Below are 14104 nucleotides of genomic sequence, written 5' to 3'. Positions count from 1 at the left end.
GTGATCGAACCCCGGAGGCACCGATGACCCAGACCGTGAGCACCGCTCCCCCCGCGACATCCGAAACGCCCACGACGACGGCCCCGGCCGCGCTCACGATGCGCCCAGGGCGCTGGATCGACGGATGGGACGCCGAGGACACCGGCCAGTGGGAGGCGCAGGGACGCGCGATCGCGCGCCGCAACCTCAACTGGTCGATCTTCGCGGAGTTCCTCGGATTCGTGGTGTGGCAGCTCTGGAGCATCGTCGCGGTCACGCTGCCGAAGGCGGGCTTCGACCTCACGACGGGCGAGATCTTCTGGCTGATCTCCATCCCGAGCCTCGTGGGGGCGACCCTCCGCATCCCGTACTCGTTCCTCGTGCCGAAGTTCGGCGGTCGCAACTGGACCATCATCTCGGCCGGGCTGCTCCTCGCGCCGACCATCGCGATGGTCGTCTGCGTCTCCAATCCCGAGACGCCCTTCCCGGTGCTGCTCGGCGCCGCGGCGCTCGCGGGCTTCGGCGGCGGCAACTTCGCCAGCTCGATGTCGAACATCACCTTCTTCTACCCGCAGCGCGAGAAGGGCTGGGCGCTCGGCCTGAACGCGGCCGGCGGCAACCTCGGCGCGGCCGTCGCCCAGTTCGTCGTCCCGATCGTCATCACGATCGGCGCCGGCGCGACGCTCAACCTCCCGGTGGCCGGCTGGATCTGGATCCCGTTCATCCTCATCGCCATGATCGGCGCCGCGCGCTACATGAACAACCTCTCCAACGCCAAGGCGGACTTCTCGGGCTCGGCCGCGGCGCTCAAGGAGCCCCACCTCTGGCTGCTCTCGCTCCTCTACATCGGCACGTTCGGCTCGTTCATCGGCTTCGCCAGCGTCTTCCCGAAGCTCATCGCCGACCAGTTCCCCGAGTTCTCTGGGATCGCCGTCGGCGGCGCATCCGTCTCGCTCGCGTTCCTGGGTGCGCTCGTCGGCTCGCTGGCCCGTCCCTACGGCGGTCGGCTCTCCGACCGGTTCGGCGGTGCGCGCATCACGATGCTCGCGTTCGCCGCGATGGCCCTCATCACGGTCGCCGTGCTCCTGACCCTCCCGCTCGGCAACTTCTGGCTCTTCCTCGGCCTGTTCCTCCTGCTCTTCGCCTCGGCCGGCATCGGCAACGGCTCCACCTACCGCATGGTGCCGATCGTGTTCGCCGTTCGCGGCGGCGGCACCGGCGACGTGTCGACGCAGCGCAAGTCCGCGGCCGCACTCGGCCTCATCTCGGCCATCGGCGCCTACGGCGGCTTCCTCATCCCGCAGGCGCTGAACCTCTCGTTCCAGTCGACCGGCACGTACGCCGCCGCGTTCATCGGATTCATCACCGCCTACGTGCTGCTGCTCGTCCTCACCTGGACCGTGTACGTGCGGTCGGGCAAGCTCAGCGCCCACAAGATCTGAATCGAGACCAGCTTGCCCCGTTCCGCCGACACCCACTGCCCGTACTGCGCACTGCAGTGCGCGATGACCCTCACCCCGACGGATGCCGCGACCACCCCGGTGAGCGTCGCCGGCCGCGACTTCCCGACGAACCGGGGCGGCCTCTGCAAGAAGGGCTGGACGTCGGCGGAACTCCTCCGGGCACCCTCCCGCGTCGGCGCCCCGCTCGTGCGGGGCGCCGACGGCGCGCTCCACGAGGCGTCGTGGGACGAGGCGCTGGACCTCATCGCCACGTCGCTCCGCGGCATCCGCTCCGAGCACGGCGCCGACGCGGTCGGGGTCTTCGGCGGCGGCGGCCTCACCAACGAGAAGGCCTACCTCCTCGGCAAGTTCGCGCGGCTCGCGCTCGGCACCAGCCGCATCGACTACAACGGTCGCTACTGCATGTCCTCCGCAGCGGCGGCCGGCAACCGGGCGTTCGGCGTCGACCGCGGCCTTCCGTTCCCGCTCGAGGACCTCGACGGTGCGGAGACGATCCTGCTGCTCGGCACGAACGTCGCCGAGACCATGCCGCCGTTCATCGGGCATCTCGCGGGCGCCCAGGCCGCCGGCGGCCTCGTCGTCGTCGATCCCCGTCGCACCGCGACCGCACGCCTGACGGACGACGGCAAGGGGCTGCACGTCCAACCGGTGCCCGGCACCGACCTGCCGCTGCTCCTCGGCCTCATCCACGTCGTCATCGCCGAGCGGCTCGTCGACCTCGACTACGTCGCCACCCGCACGGTCGGCTTCGAGCGGGTGCGCCGCAGCGTCGCCGCATGGTGGCCCGAGCGCGTGCAGTCGGTCACCGGCGTCGCCGCGCTCACCCTGAAGCGGCTCGCCCGCCGACTCGCGTCGGGCCGGGGCACGTACATCCTCACCGGTCGCGGCGTCGAGCAGCACGTCGACGGCACCGACACCGCGACGGCCGCGATCAACCTCGCGCTGCTCCTCGGCCTGCCCGGGCGCGTCGGCAGCGGATACGGCACCCTGACCGGCCAGGGCAACGGCCAGGGCGGCCGCGAGCACGGGCAGAAGTGCGATCAGCTGCCCGGCTACCGCAAGATCGTCGACCCCGAGGCGCGCGCCCACGTCGCGCGGGTCTGGGGCGTCGACCCCGAGGACATCCCGGGGCCCGGCGTGCCGGCGATCGAACTGCTGAAGCTGCTCGGCAGGCCGGGTGGCGTGCGCGCCCTCATGGTGCACGGATCGAACCTGGTGGTCAGCTCGCCGAACGTGCTCGACGTGCGCGCCGGACTCGGGCGCCTCGACCTGCTCGTCGTCTGCGACTTCTTCCTCTCCGAGACGGCCGCACTCGCCGACGTGGTCCTGCCGATCACGCAGTGGGCCGAGGAGGAGGGCACGATGACCTCGCTCGAGGGCCGGGTGATCCGCCGGCGTCGCGCGCTCACCGCACCCGACGGGGTTCGGGACGAACTCTGGATCCTGCACGAGCTCGCCGCGCGACTCGAGTGCACCGCGGCCTTCGACACCGACCCCGAGACCGTGTTCGAGGAGCTGCGCCTCGCCTCCGAAGGCGGCATCGCCGACTACTCGGGCATCGACTACGCCATGCTCGACCGCGGGGATGCCGTGTACTGGCCGTTCCCGCGCGGCGGCACCGGGACGCCGCGACTGTTCGCCGACCGATTCGCCCACCCCGACGGGCTCGCCAGGCTGGTGCCGGTCACGGTTCGGGACTCCGCGCGGCCGACCCCGTCGGGCGACGAGATCACCCTCATCACCGGACGCCTGCTCGAGCACTACCAGAGCGGTGCGCAGACCCGCCGGGTCCCCGAGCTCCTCGCGGCCCGGCCGGAGGCGATCGCCTCGTTGCATCCCGCGACGGGCCTCCGCCTCGGCATCGACGACGACGACGAGGTCGAGGTGTCCAACCACCGCGGCGTCGTGCGCTGCCGGGCCAGGCTGACCCCCGACATCCGACCCGATGCGGTGTTCCTGCCGTTCCACTACGGCGACGACCAGGCGGCGAACCTGCTCACCTCCGACGCCGTGGACCCGATCTCGGCGATGCCCGAGTTCAAGACGAACGTCGTCGGCATCCGACGCGTCCCCGCCGCCCGGCCGCGACGTGTCGCGGAGACCGGAGTCCACGCATGAGCCCCCTGCAGGTCGTCCTCGTCGGCTACGGACCGGTCGGCGCCCGCTTCGTCGAGGAACTGCTCCCCGGGGTCCGCAGCGGCGCCGTCGCCCTCACCGTGCTCGCCGGCGAGCCGGTCGAGGCCTACAACCGCGTCCTGGTCGCCGAGTACGCGGTCGGCAACACCGACCTCGACGCCATGCTCGTCGGCGACCGGGAGACGGCCGAGGAGGCGGGCGCCCGCGTGCTGTTCGGCGTCGACGTGACCGCGATCGACCGCGACGGCCGCACCGTGACCCTCAGCACGGGTGAGTCGCTCGCCTACGACCGTCTCGTGCTCGCCACCGGATCACGCGCGAACGTCCCGACCCTCGACGGCATCGAGCGGAACCGGCGCGACCTCGCCTCGCTCGAGAAGTACGGCGCGCAGCTCATCGCCCGCGACGACGCACTGCCGACGGGCATCACCGCGCTCCGCGACCTCGCCGACGCCGAACGCGTGCTCGAGGCCGTGCAGGGGCGCAAGCGCATCGTCGTGCTCGGCGCCGGCGTCCTCGGGCTCGAACTGGCGCTCGCGGCCGCCCACGCCGGCGCCCAGGTCTGCGTCGTGCATCACGGGCCGCACCCGATGCCGCGCAACCTCGATCGCGGCGGCGGCCAGGTGCTGCGCTCGGCGCTGCGCCGCACGGGCATCCAGGTCATCGCGCACAGCCGCGCCGAGGCGGTCGCCTTCCGCACCGCCGACGACGGCGATCGACGCTTCGACATGCTGGTCACCGCCGACGGCAAGCAGATCAGGGGCGATCTCCTCGTGCTCTCGTGCGGAGTCAGTCCGCGGACCGAGCTCGCCGTGCTCGCGGGTCTCCGCACCGCGGCCGGAATCGTCGTGCACCCCACCCTGCAGTCCTGGACCGACCCGGCGATCTTCGCGATCGGCGACTGCGCGCAGGTCGTCGAGCGCACTGAGGAGCTCGCGGGCCAGCGCACGCTGCCCGGAGCCCCGTCCGGCCTCATCGCACCCGGCTGGCGCCAGGCCGCCTGGCTCGCCGGCGCCCTCCTCGACGAGGCCGTCGAGCGTCCGACCGTCGTCGCGGCCCCCGTCGAGCGCGAGCCCCTCGTGATGCTGAAGGCGGAGCACATCGACGTCGTCGCCGTCGGCGACATCTCGGGCGACCCGTTCGACGACGACGCGCTGCACCCTCGGCGACGGGTCTCGCAGTGGGCCGACCCCGAGCACCTGCGCTACGTGAAGATGGTGACCGAGGAGGGCGTGCTGACCGGGTTCGTGAGCGTCGGGATGCCCCGCACCGCCGCCGAGCTCACGCTCCTGTTCGAGCGCGGCGGCGAGCTGCCAGCCGACCGTTCACTGCTGCTGCGCTTCGACGGTCCCGACTACGACCCGGCCGCCGACGCGGACGCCTTCGCCCCCACGACGACCGTCTGCTGGTGCAACGCCGTCACCGTCGGCCGCATCGAGGAGTCCGCCGCCTGCGGGAACACGACCGTCGAGTGCGTCGGGCGCGACACGCGCGCCGGCACCGGGTGCGGCGGATGCCGCGGACGCATCGCCGAGGTCCTGGCCCGCGTCGCGGACCCGAACGGCGAGCCGACGCTCACCGTCTGAGCGCCGGCGGCGACGCGCGCGGGTCACCGCGGCGATGGCCGCCCGCACCGGACCCGGCCGTGACCTCGCGCAGCGCGGACGGGTCCGGTCGCGCGAGTCCGCGCCGGCGACCGGTCGCGCCCGGCGACCGGCCGCTCAGGCGAACCTGAGGCGGTCCGAGACGACGGACTCGTACCGGTCGAGCACCACGTCGACGAGCCCTTGGGGCACCGGTCGCTCCGCGTCGATGAGCGGTGCCGCGACGGCGTCGGCGCCGGCCGCGAGGACGGCGTCGTAGAACGCCCCCGGGGCGAGCAGGTACGCTGCCACCACGATCCGGGTGCCGGGATGCACCTCGCGGATCATCTCGATCGCATCGGGGAGTCGCGGGATGGCCGCGGCGATGAACCCGACCGTGACGGCGCGACCGAGGTGATGGCCGAGACGGCGCGCCGTCTCGAAGCACTCGCGCACGGCTCGCGGGTCGTTCGACCCCGCGGCCGCGAGCAGGACCTGGTCGCCCTGGTCGAGGCCGGCCTCGACGAGGCGATCGGCGAGGATGCCGACGATGCGGTCGTCGGGGCCGAGCTCAGCGGCGAGTCGGTCGGCCGCGCCGATGCGCTCGAGGCCGAAGGACAGGCCCGTGCGCACGTGGTATCCGGCCGACAGGGTGAGGGGCACGATCACGCTGGAGGCGTCCGCGGCGTCGGCGACGGCGGCCGCGACATCCGCGGTGCTCGCATCGACGAAGCTGATGGTCACCTCGCGTCCGGAGGCGGACTCGACCACCTGGTCGACGAGCCTCGTCACGGCCGCTCGATTGGCGGCGGACGGGACGCCGTGCGTCACGGCGACCAGTCGCACGGGTGCGCCGTCGACGACTTCGGACGGAAGGTCAACGCCGCTCGGCCCTGCCATGGTGCAACCCGCTCTTCCCGGCGGGTCTCAGCCGCCGGTTTCGACGTTATGCACGGCGTGTTTCCGCATCGGCACCCGGCTGTTTCGGGAACGTGAAGAAGACCTCACGCCCGCAGCCCGGTTCGGAGGAGACCGCTCAGTCGTCGAGCAGTTCGGGACGCACGCGACGCGTGCGTTCGACCTGCTGCTCGCGGCGCCACGAGGCGACCGCACCGTGGTTGCCCGACAGCAGCACGGGCGGCACCTCGAGCTCTCGCCAGACGGCCGGCTTCGTGTAGCTCGGGTACTCGAGGAGGCCGTCTTCGTGGGACTCCTCGACGAGACTCTCGGGGTTTCCGACGACGCCCGGCACCAGGCGGCCCGCAGCCTCGATCATGGCCATCACGGCGACCTCGCCGCCGTTCAGGACGTAGTCGCCAAGGCTGATGAGGCGCACGCGCATTCGCGTGGCGTAGTGATCGGTCACCCGCTGGTCGATGCCCTCGTACCGCCCGCACGCGAACACGATGTGCTGCTCGGCGGCGAGTTCACGGGCCACGGCCTGCGTGAAGGGCTCGCCCGCGGGCGAGGGCACCACGAGCAGGGCCTCGGATGTCGCGGGGCCGACGATCGAGTCGATCGCCTCGCCCCACGGCTCCGGCTTCATGACCATGCCGGCGCCCCCGCCGTACGGGGTGTCGTCGACGGTGCGATGACGGTCGTGCGTGAAGGTGCGCAGGTCATGCGCCGCGACCTCGATGATGCCCGCCTGCCTGGCCTTGCCGAGCAGCGAGATGTCGAGCACCGAGAAGAACTCGGGGAAGATCGTGACGATGTCGATGCGCATCGGCGGCCTAGTCGGTCTTCGCGTCGGAGGACCGCTCGGACGCGGCATCCGCGTCGTCGGCCTCGACCTCGTCGGCGACGTCCTCGAACAGCCCGGGCGGCGGGGTGACCCGCACGGTGCCGGCGGCGAGGTCGACCTCGGGCACGATCGCCTGGACGAACGGCACCATGACCTCGCGGTCGGGGGTGCGCACGATCAGGAGGTCCTGCGCCGGGAAGTGGTCGACGCGCACGACCTCGCCGACCTTCGCACCGTCGCGGACGACGTCGAGGCCGACGAGCTGGTGGTCGTACCAGGCATCGGGCTCGTCCTCCTCCTGGTCGACGTTCTCGACCCAGAGGATCGCCTTCAGCAGGCCCTCGGCGGCCGTGCGGTCGTCGACGCCGTCGAAGAACCCGACGGGGATCGCGTTGTACCAGCGCAGCTCGCGGAGCACGAGGTGCTTGCCGTGCCACGGCGACGAGGCCGGCACCTGCAGCGAGAACTCGGCGCCCGGCACGAAGCGGCGCTCGGGGTCGTCGGTGTAGAGCTCGAGCTTGATGGCGCCCTTGAGTCCGTGCGCCTTCGTGAGGCGACCGACCCGGAGCTGGGTTCTGGGAGCGTCGGACACGTCAGTCGTCGGTGTCGACGACGTCGACGCGAACGCGGCGGCCGTCGGCGAGTGCGGTGACGAGTGTACGGAGCGCCTTCGCGGTGCGGCCGGCACGGCCGATCACGCGACCGAGGTCCTCGGGGTTCACATGAACCTCGAGGACCTCGCCGCGTGCGCTCGACGCGGAGACGACCTTCACGTCGTCAGGGTGATCGACGATCCCCTTGACGAGGTGTTCGAGCGCGGACTGGAGCAAGACCTACGCCTCGTCCGTCGACGCCTCGGGAGCCTCGGCCTCTTCGACCTTCGGCGCGGGCTTCTCGGCCTTGGGCTTGAGCACCGGCTTCTTCTTCTCGTCGACGACGAAGGCGGCCTTGGGCTCGGCGACCTGCACGGTCGAGACCGCGTTCTTGTCGCCCTTGAACTTGCCCCAGTCGCCGGTCAGCTTGAGGATGGCCGCGACCTGCTCGGTCGGCTGGGCGCCGACGGAGAGCCAGTACTGGGCACGCTCGGAGTCGACCTGGATGAACGAGGGGGTCTCGGTGGGGTGGTACTTGCCGATCTCCTCGATCACGCGACCGTCGCGCTTGGTGCGCGAGTCGGCCACGACGATGCGGTAGTACGGCGCCCGGATCTTGCCGAGACGCTTGAGACGAATCTTGACAGCCACAATTCTCCTGAAATGTTATGAGTTGGGCGAACTGACAGCCGTGAGCGTGGGGTGCACACTCGGCGGAAGCTCTGAGTGGATCTGTGCGCCGGATAGAGGGTCGGGCGCAACAGAACTCGACTGACCATTCTTGCAGATAACGCCGCAGAACGACAATCGTGCGGCGTGCACGCGGCGGCACCCTGCGCTCGCGAGGCCGGCGGGTGCGGCCAGCGTCGTTCATCTCTTTTGCGAACGGTGATGCGTGACATATTACGCATCACTCGTAGGATGTCGTCATGCCCGGCATCTTCGACTCGCTCCACCTCCTCGACGGCCCCGCCCTCGCCGACCGCATCACGATGCGCTCCGCCGTCGACGCCCTCCAGGAGGTGCTGCGGAGCGGCTTCGACCCCGACGGCGATCCCGCGCGCACGATCGTCGACGTCCGGCACGGCCAACTCCTGCTCATGCCCTCGGATGTCGGCGCCTACGCCGGGCAGAAGCTCGCGACCGTCGCCCCGGCGAACCCCGCCAGGGGACTCGAGCGCATCCAGGCGATCTACGTGGTGCTCGACGCCGACACCCTCGCCCCCGTGGCACTGCTCGACGGCACGGAGCTCACGAGCATCCGCACGCCCGCCATGTCCGCGGCCGTCGTCGACGTCGTGGCACCGGCGAATGCCGGCTCCCTCGTCGTGTTCGGCACCGGCCCCCAGGGCGTGCGCCACGTCGAGGCCATGCGCGCCATCCGCCCGATCACGCGGGTGCGCTTCGTGGGTCGCGATCGCGAGCGGGCCGCACGAGCCGTGGCCGCCGTCGCGACCGGCGGCCTCGACGTCGCCGTCGGCACTCCGGCCGACGTCGCGGACGCCGACCTCGTCGTCTGCGCCACCACCGCACGGGAGCCGCTGTTCGACCACGCGCTCGTGCGAGGCCGAGCCGTGGTCGTCGCCGTCGGCTCGCATGAACCCGACGCCCGCGAACTGCCCGGGGCGCTCCTCGGCCGGGCCCGCGTGATCGTCGAGTCGCGGCGCGTCGCGCTCGCGGAGGCGGGCGACGTCGTCCTCGCCATCGGCGAAGGGCACCTCTCCCCCGACGCGCTCGTGCCCATGTCGACCCTGTTCGACGACCCGAACGGCGACGACACCGGCCCCGAGGCATCCGCCCGGCCCGTCGTGGTCAAGACCTGCGGCATGGGGTGGCAAGACCTCGCCGTGGCGCAACTCGCCCTCACGAACGATCGGAACGCATGATGCACTGGAAGACCGAAGACTGGCACACCGCGGGCGAGCCGTTCCGCATCGTGCTCGACGCACCGACCGAGGGCCGCACCGTCGCCGCCCGACGGGTCGAGGCGATGACCGGCAGGGCCGACGCCGTGCGGCGCTTCCTCTGCCTCGAGCCCCGTGGCCACGACGACATGTACGGCGGATTCATCACCCCGCCCGACGACGACGGTGCCGACTTCGGCGTGCTCTTCTGGCACAAGGACGGGTTCTCGACCGCCTGCGGGCACGGCACCATGGCGCTCGGCGCCTGGGCGGTGCACTCCGGCCGGGTCGCGGCGCCCGAGGACGGCGAGGCGATCGTCACCATCGACGTGCCGAGCGGCCGGGTGCAGGCGCGCGTGCAGCGCAGCGGAGGACGCACGACCGGAGTCGTGTTCCGGAACGTCCCGTCCCGTGTGCTCGCGACCGGCATCCCGCTCTCGACGAGTCGAGGCGACGTCGTCGTCGACCTCGTGTTCGGCGGCGCCGTCTACGCGACGCTGCCCGCGGCCTCGCTCGGCCTCGCCGTGGCGCCGACCGACACCACCGAGCTCATCCGCCTCGGCCGCGAGATCAAGTGGGCGCTGAACGACCATCCGGCCGCCCGGCTCACCGACGACCGGCTGTCGGGCGTGTACGGCACGATCCTCGTCGACGACCTCGGCCGCACCGCCGTAGGCCCGTGGCAGCGCAACGTCACCGTCTTCGCCGACGGCGAGGTCGACCGCAGCCCGTGCGGTTCGGGCACCGCGGCCAGGGTCGCGCTGCTCGCGCACACCGGCGAGCTGGCCGACGACGAGGTGCTCACCCACGACTCGATCATCGGCACGCGGTTCCACGCGCGCGTGGCCGAGCGCACCGCCGACGGCGTCGTGCCCGAGGTCTCCGGACAGGCCTACCGGGTGGGCTCGTGCGAGTTCGAACTCGACCCCGACGACGACCTGGCCGAAGGGTTCAGCCTGCGCTGAAACGCGGTCGCCCATGTCATGATGGGCCGACGGTGGCGCACGCACCGCGCGAAAGGGGCTGGCATGTCGATCGAGTTCGCCCACTCCGCCAGGTCCACGGTCGGCCTCGAATGGGAGATCGCGATCGTCGATCGCGGCACCGGCGAGCTCGCCTCGATCGGCGACCGCGTGCTCGACCTGCTGCACGAGCGCAGCGAGGGCGGGCAGCATCCGTCGATCACCGCCGAGATGCTGACCAACACCGTCGAACTCGTCAGCGGCGTGCACGTCCGTGTGGCCGACGCGGTCGCCGACCTCCAGGGGCAGCTCGACGAGGTCCGTGCGGTGGTCGACGAACTCGGCGAGTACGAGCTCATCTGCAGCGGCTCGCATCCGTTCAGCCAGTGGTACGACCAGCACCTGACCGACAAGCCCCGCTATCACAAGCTCGTCGAGCGCACCCGGTGGTGGGGGCGCAACATGATGATCTGGGGCGTGCACGTGCACGTCGGCATCGAGGACCGCGACAAGGCGCTCCCGATCCTCGACGGCCTGCTCACCTACCTGCCCCACCTGCAGGCGCTCTCCGCGTCGAGCCCGTTCTGGGCCGGCGTCGACACCGGCTACGCCTCGAACCGCGCCCTCATGTTCCAGCAGCTGCCCACCGCCGGACTGCCCTACCACCAGCCCGATTGGGCCGCCTACGAGCACTACGTCGACGACCTCGTGCGCACGGGGGTCATCGAGGACTACTCCGAGGTGCGCTGGGACATCCGCCCGTCGCCGAAGTGGGGCACCATCGAGGTGCGCGTCTGCGACGGCGTCTCGACCGCACAGGACCTCGCCGCCATCGGAGCCCTCGTGCAGTGCCTCGTCGAGTGGATGAGCACGCGCCTCGACGACGGCGAGGCGCTGACCGTGCTGCAGCCCTGGTTCACGCGGGAGAACAAGTGGCGTGCGGCCAGGTACGGCCTCGCCGCCGAGGTGATCACGGATGCCGCGGGCAGCGAGCGCCTCGTCTCCGACGACCTCCGCGACCTGCTCGTGACCCTCGCCCCGATCGCCGAGCGCCTGGGCTGCGCGCACGAGCTCGCACACGTCGGCGCCATCCTCGACGGCGGCGGAAGCTCGCAGCGTCAGCTCGACGTCGCCGAGGCGAACGACGGCGACCTCACGGCCGTCGTCGCCCACCTCGCACGCGAACTCCGCGGCGGCACGGGCACCTCCGCGGCATCCGAGTCGGCGATCGCGACGACCCCCGCAGAGCCCGCGGCGACCGCGGACTGAGCGTCAGGCTCCGGACGCCGCCACGTCGGGGATCGCACGGGTGCGGATCAGCTCGGCATACCAGAGGGCGCTGTCCTTCGGCAGCCGCTCGAACGTGTCGTAGTCGACCCGCACGATGCCGAACCGCTTCGAGTAGCCGTAGCCCCACTCGAAGTTGTCCATGAGCGACCAGACCTGGTAGCCGCGCAGGTCGACGCCGCGCTCGATGGCGCGATGCGCCGCCGTGAAGTGCCTCCGGAGGTAGTCGGTGCGGTCGACGTCGTGCACGGCCGGGCCGTCGGGACCGTCGACGACCTCGTCGGCGAACGCGGCGCCGTTCTCGGTGACCATGAGCGGGAGTTCGGGATACGACTCGTGCAGGGCGACGAGGAGGTCCTCCAGGCCCGACGGGTCGATGTTCCAGCCCATCTCGGTGTACGGCCCGGGCTGCTCGAGGAACTCGACCATCTCGGAGCCGGGCCACGCGGTGCCGCCCATGTCCTTGTGGCCGTCGGCGTTGACGCGCGGCGACTCGCCGTCCCACATGCGCACCGTCACGGTCGAGTAGTAGTTCACGCCCAGCAGGCTGAGCGGCTGGCGGATGAGCTCGGTGTCCCCGGGCTTCACGAAGGTCCAGTCCGTGACGTCCGCGGTGTCGGCGATGACGTCGGCCGGGTACTCGCCGTCGAGCAGCGGCCCGAGGAAGAGCCGGTTGGCGAGCCCGTCGATGCGTCGGGCCGCCTCGGCGCCGGACGGCCCCGAGGGGCGGATCACGTGCAGGTTGAGCGTGATCGAGTAGCCGGGATCGTTGGTGACGACCTCGCGGAGCGCGGCGACGGCCAGCCCGTGCGCGAGGTTCAGGTGGTGCACGGCCGCGAGCGCCTTGGCTCCGTCCATGAGGCCGGGCGCGTGGGCGCCCGAGCCGTAGCCGAGGTAGGCGGCGCACCATGGCTCGTTGAGCGTGGTCCAGACGGCGACGCGGTCGCCGAGGCGCTGCCCGACGAGTCGCGCGTAGTCGGCGAACGCCTCGGCGGTCGCGCGGTTCGTCCACCCGCCCTCGTCTTCGAGCGCCTGCGGGAGGTCCCAGTGGTACAGGGTCGCGATGGGGCGGATGCCGCGCGCGATGAGCCCGTCGACGAGGCGCTCGTAGAACGCCAGGCCGGCCTCGTTGGCCTCGCCCCGCCCGGTCGGCTGGATGCGCGGCCAGGCGATCGAGAACCGGTAGGCCTCGAGGCCGAGTCGTACCATGAGGTCGAGGTCCTCGTCGAGCCGGTGGTAGTGGTCGCAGGCGCGATCGCCGGTGTCGCCGTTCCAGACCTTGCCGGGCGTGTGGCTGAACGTGTCCCAGATGGACGGGCCGCGACCGTCTTCGGTGGCGGCGCCCTCGATCTGGTACGACGCGGTGGCCGAGCCGAAGAGGAAGTCGTCGCCGAAGGCGAGCCCTGAATCGCGGTAGTCGGCCGAACCGATCGTCATGATGCTGCTCCCAGTGTCGTCGCGACATCCGTTGCCGCCCGGATCACTGTAGCGCGTTCCCGGGCGCCATTGCTTACAGCGCTGTAAGTAAATGGCGGCGCGCATAGAGTGAGGGCATGGACGACGCCCGACCGCTCGAGCTCGACACCGGTGATCTCCACGCCGAACTGCTCGCCGGCCGAGGTGCCAACGGCGGCGTCTCGCTCGTGGTCGACGGCGTGACCCAGTCCCACGTCAACCCCGCCGATGCGACCGACCTGCAGCTCGAGTACGTGCGGTGCATCGCCGCGATCGCCGACGGATGCCGCGAGCCCGAGCTTCCGGTACGCGTGCTGCACCTCGGAGCCGGCGCGCTGACCCTCGCGAGGTACCTCGGCACGACGCGCCCGGCCTCCGTGCACCACGTGGTGGACCTGCACCGCGAACTCGTGGAGTTCGTGCTCGACGCCCTCCCGCTGGATCCCTCGATCGCGGTGACGTTCGAATACGACGACGCCCGGATCGCGGTCGAGCGCGCCGTGCGGCACAGCATCGAGTACGACCTCGTCATCGCCGACCTGTTCTCGGGCAGCCGAACCCCCGAGCACCTCTCCACGGTCGGCTTCTTCGAGACCGCAGGAGCCCTGCTCTCGAGCGACGGCGTGCTCGTCGTGAACACGATCGCCTCGACCGGGCTCGGAACCTCGCGGGAGGCCGGGGCGACGCTCCTCGACGTGTTCCCCGAGGTGCTCGCACTGGCCGCGCCGAGCGTCTTCGCCGATGCGGGGCTCGGCAACGTGGTCTTCGCCGCGGCGCGGCACGAGCTTCCGCTGCGCCGCATCCGTCGTCGGATCGACCAGTCCCAGCGCCGCATCGACCTGGTCGAGGGTGCGGGGCTGCGCGACCACCTCGGCGCGGCCGACGCGCGCCGGGACTGACGCACCGGACGTTCGAACGCGGTCGACGCGGTCGACGCGTCCGACGCGTCGGCGCTCGCGCCTCTGCGACCCCCTCAGCGCCGATCTCTCAGCGCCGAC

13 protein-coding genes are annotated in these 14104 nt (G+C 71.6%); 7 read left to right on the top strand and 6 right to left on the bottom strand.

From position 1 onward, the window contains the following. The first annotated feature begins 23 nt into the window (after positions 1-23). From ACR3IO_RS12280 to ACR3IO_RS12270, 3 genes are read left to right on the top strand one after another with little or no spacing between them, the layout of a single operon-like run. Positions 24-1421 (top strand): MFS transporter, encoded by a 1398-nt coding sequence (locus tag ACR3IO_RS12280; RefSeq protein WP_434071489.1) that lies wholly within the window; start codon positions 24-26, stop codon positions 1419-1421. A gap of 12 nt (positions 1422-1433) precedes the next feature. Beyond that, positions 1434-3560 (top strand): molybdopterin oxidoreductase family protein, encoded by a 2127-nt coding sequence (locus ACR3IO_RS12275; protein WP_434071488.1) that lies wholly within the window; start codon positions 1434-1436, stop codon positions 3558-3560. Then, entirely contained in the window at positions 3557-5164 is a 1608-nt protein-coding gene (locus tag ACR3IO_RS12270; protein ID WP_434071487.1) for an NAD(P)/FAD-dependent oxidoreductase, read from the top strand. Before ACR3IO_RS12275 ends, ACR3IO_RS12270 begins: the two co-directional genes overlap by 4 nt. A gap of 135 nt (positions 5165-5299) precedes the next feature. On the opposite strand, the gene ACR3IO_RS12265 is transcribed toward ACR3IO_RS12270, so the two are convergent. The 5 genes from ACR3IO_RS12265 to rpsP form a co-directional block, all read right to left on the bottom strand. Continuing rightward, the gene (locus ACR3IO_RS12265) at positions 5300-6061 is read right to left on the bottom strand and encodes a sirohydrochlorin chelatase (protein WP_434071486.1); all 762 of its coding nucleotides are present in this window, start codon (positions 6059-6061) and stop codon (positions 5300-5302) included. Between the two features lie 136 nt (positions 6062-6197). Then, positions 6198-6887 (bottom strand): tRNA (guanosine(37)-N1)-methyltransferase TrmD, encoded by a 690-nt coding sequence (gene trmD / locus ACR3IO_RS12260; RefSeq protein WP_434071485.1) that lies wholly within the window; start codon positions 6885-6887, stop codon positions 6198-6200. Positions 6888-6894: 7 nt separating this feature from the next. After that, positions 6895-7497, bottom strand: coding sequence for a ribosome maturation factor RimM (rimM, locus tag ACR3IO_RS12255; protein ID WP_434071484.1), 603 nt, complete (start codon positions 7495-7497; stop codon positions 6895-6897). 1 nt (position 7498) lies between these two features. Further along, positions 7499-7735, bottom strand: a complete 237-nt coding sequence (locus tag ACR3IO_RS12250) for an RNA-binding protein (RefSeq protein ID WP_056651189.1) — start codon at positions 7733-7735, stop codon at positions 7499-7501. A 3-nt stretch (positions 7736-7738) separates the two neighbouring features. Beyond that, on the bottom strand, positions 7739-8149 hold the full coding sequence (gene rpsP / locus ACR3IO_RS12245) for a 30S ribosomal protein S16 (protein WP_434071483.1): 411 nt from the start codon (positions 8147-8149) through the stop codon (positions 7739-7741). A gap of 278 nt (positions 8150-8427) precedes the next feature. Between rpsP and ACR3IO_RS12240 the strand changes: the two genes are divergently transcribed. The 3 genes from ACR3IO_RS12240 to ACR3IO_RS12230 all read left to right on the top strand — a co-directional run bounded on the left by ACR3IO_RS12240 (position 8428) and on the right by ACR3IO_RS12230 (position 11633). Next, the gene (locus ACR3IO_RS12240) at positions 8428-9384 is read left to right on the top strand and encodes an ornithine cyclodeaminase family protein (RefSeq protein WP_434071482.1); all 957 of its coding nucleotides are present in this window, start codon (positions 8428-8430) and stop codon (positions 9382-9384) included. Further along, positions 9381-10367: a proline racemase family protein gene (locus tag ACR3IO_RS12235; protein WP_434071481.1), complete on the top strand. Its 987-nt coding sequence runs from the start codon at positions 9381-9383 to the stop codon at positions 10365-10367. Before ACR3IO_RS12240 ends, ACR3IO_RS12235 begins: the two co-directional genes overlap by 4 nt. A 63-nt stretch (positions 10368-10430) precedes the next feature. Further along, a complete protein-coding gene (locus tag ACR3IO_RS12230) occupies positions 10431-11633 on the top strand; it encodes a glutamate--cysteine ligase (protein ID WP_434071480.1) in 1203 nt (400 codons plus the stop codon). 3 nt (positions 11634-11636) lie between these two features. Here the strand turns inward: ACR3IO_RS12230 and ACR3IO_RS12225 are convergent, their stop codons facing one another. Next, the gene (locus ACR3IO_RS12225; protein ID WP_434071479.1) at positions 11637-13088 is read right to left on the bottom strand and encodes a GH1 family beta-glucosidase; all 1452 of its coding nucleotides are present in this window, start codon (positions 13086-13088) and stop codon (positions 11637-11639) included. Positions 13089-13204: 116 nt separating this feature from the next. Here ACR3IO_RS12225 and ACR3IO_RS12220 point away from each other — a divergent pair, with 116 nt between their 5' ends. Then, complete coding sequence (locus ACR3IO_RS12220) at positions 13205-14005, top strand: spermidine synthase (protein ID WP_434071478.1); 801 nt, start codon at positions 13205-13207, stop codon at positions 14003-14005. Positions 14006-14104: the final 99 nt, after the last annotated feature.

Source organism: Agromyces sp. Marseille-Q5079, from assembly GCF_051016555.1.
Classification (GTDB): Bacteria; Actinomycetota; Actinomycetes; order Actinomycetales; family Microbacteriaceae; genus Agromyces.
The sequence above is the reverse complement of the archived record's forward strand: the minus strand, read 5'-3'. Positions and strand labels throughout refer to the sequence as shown.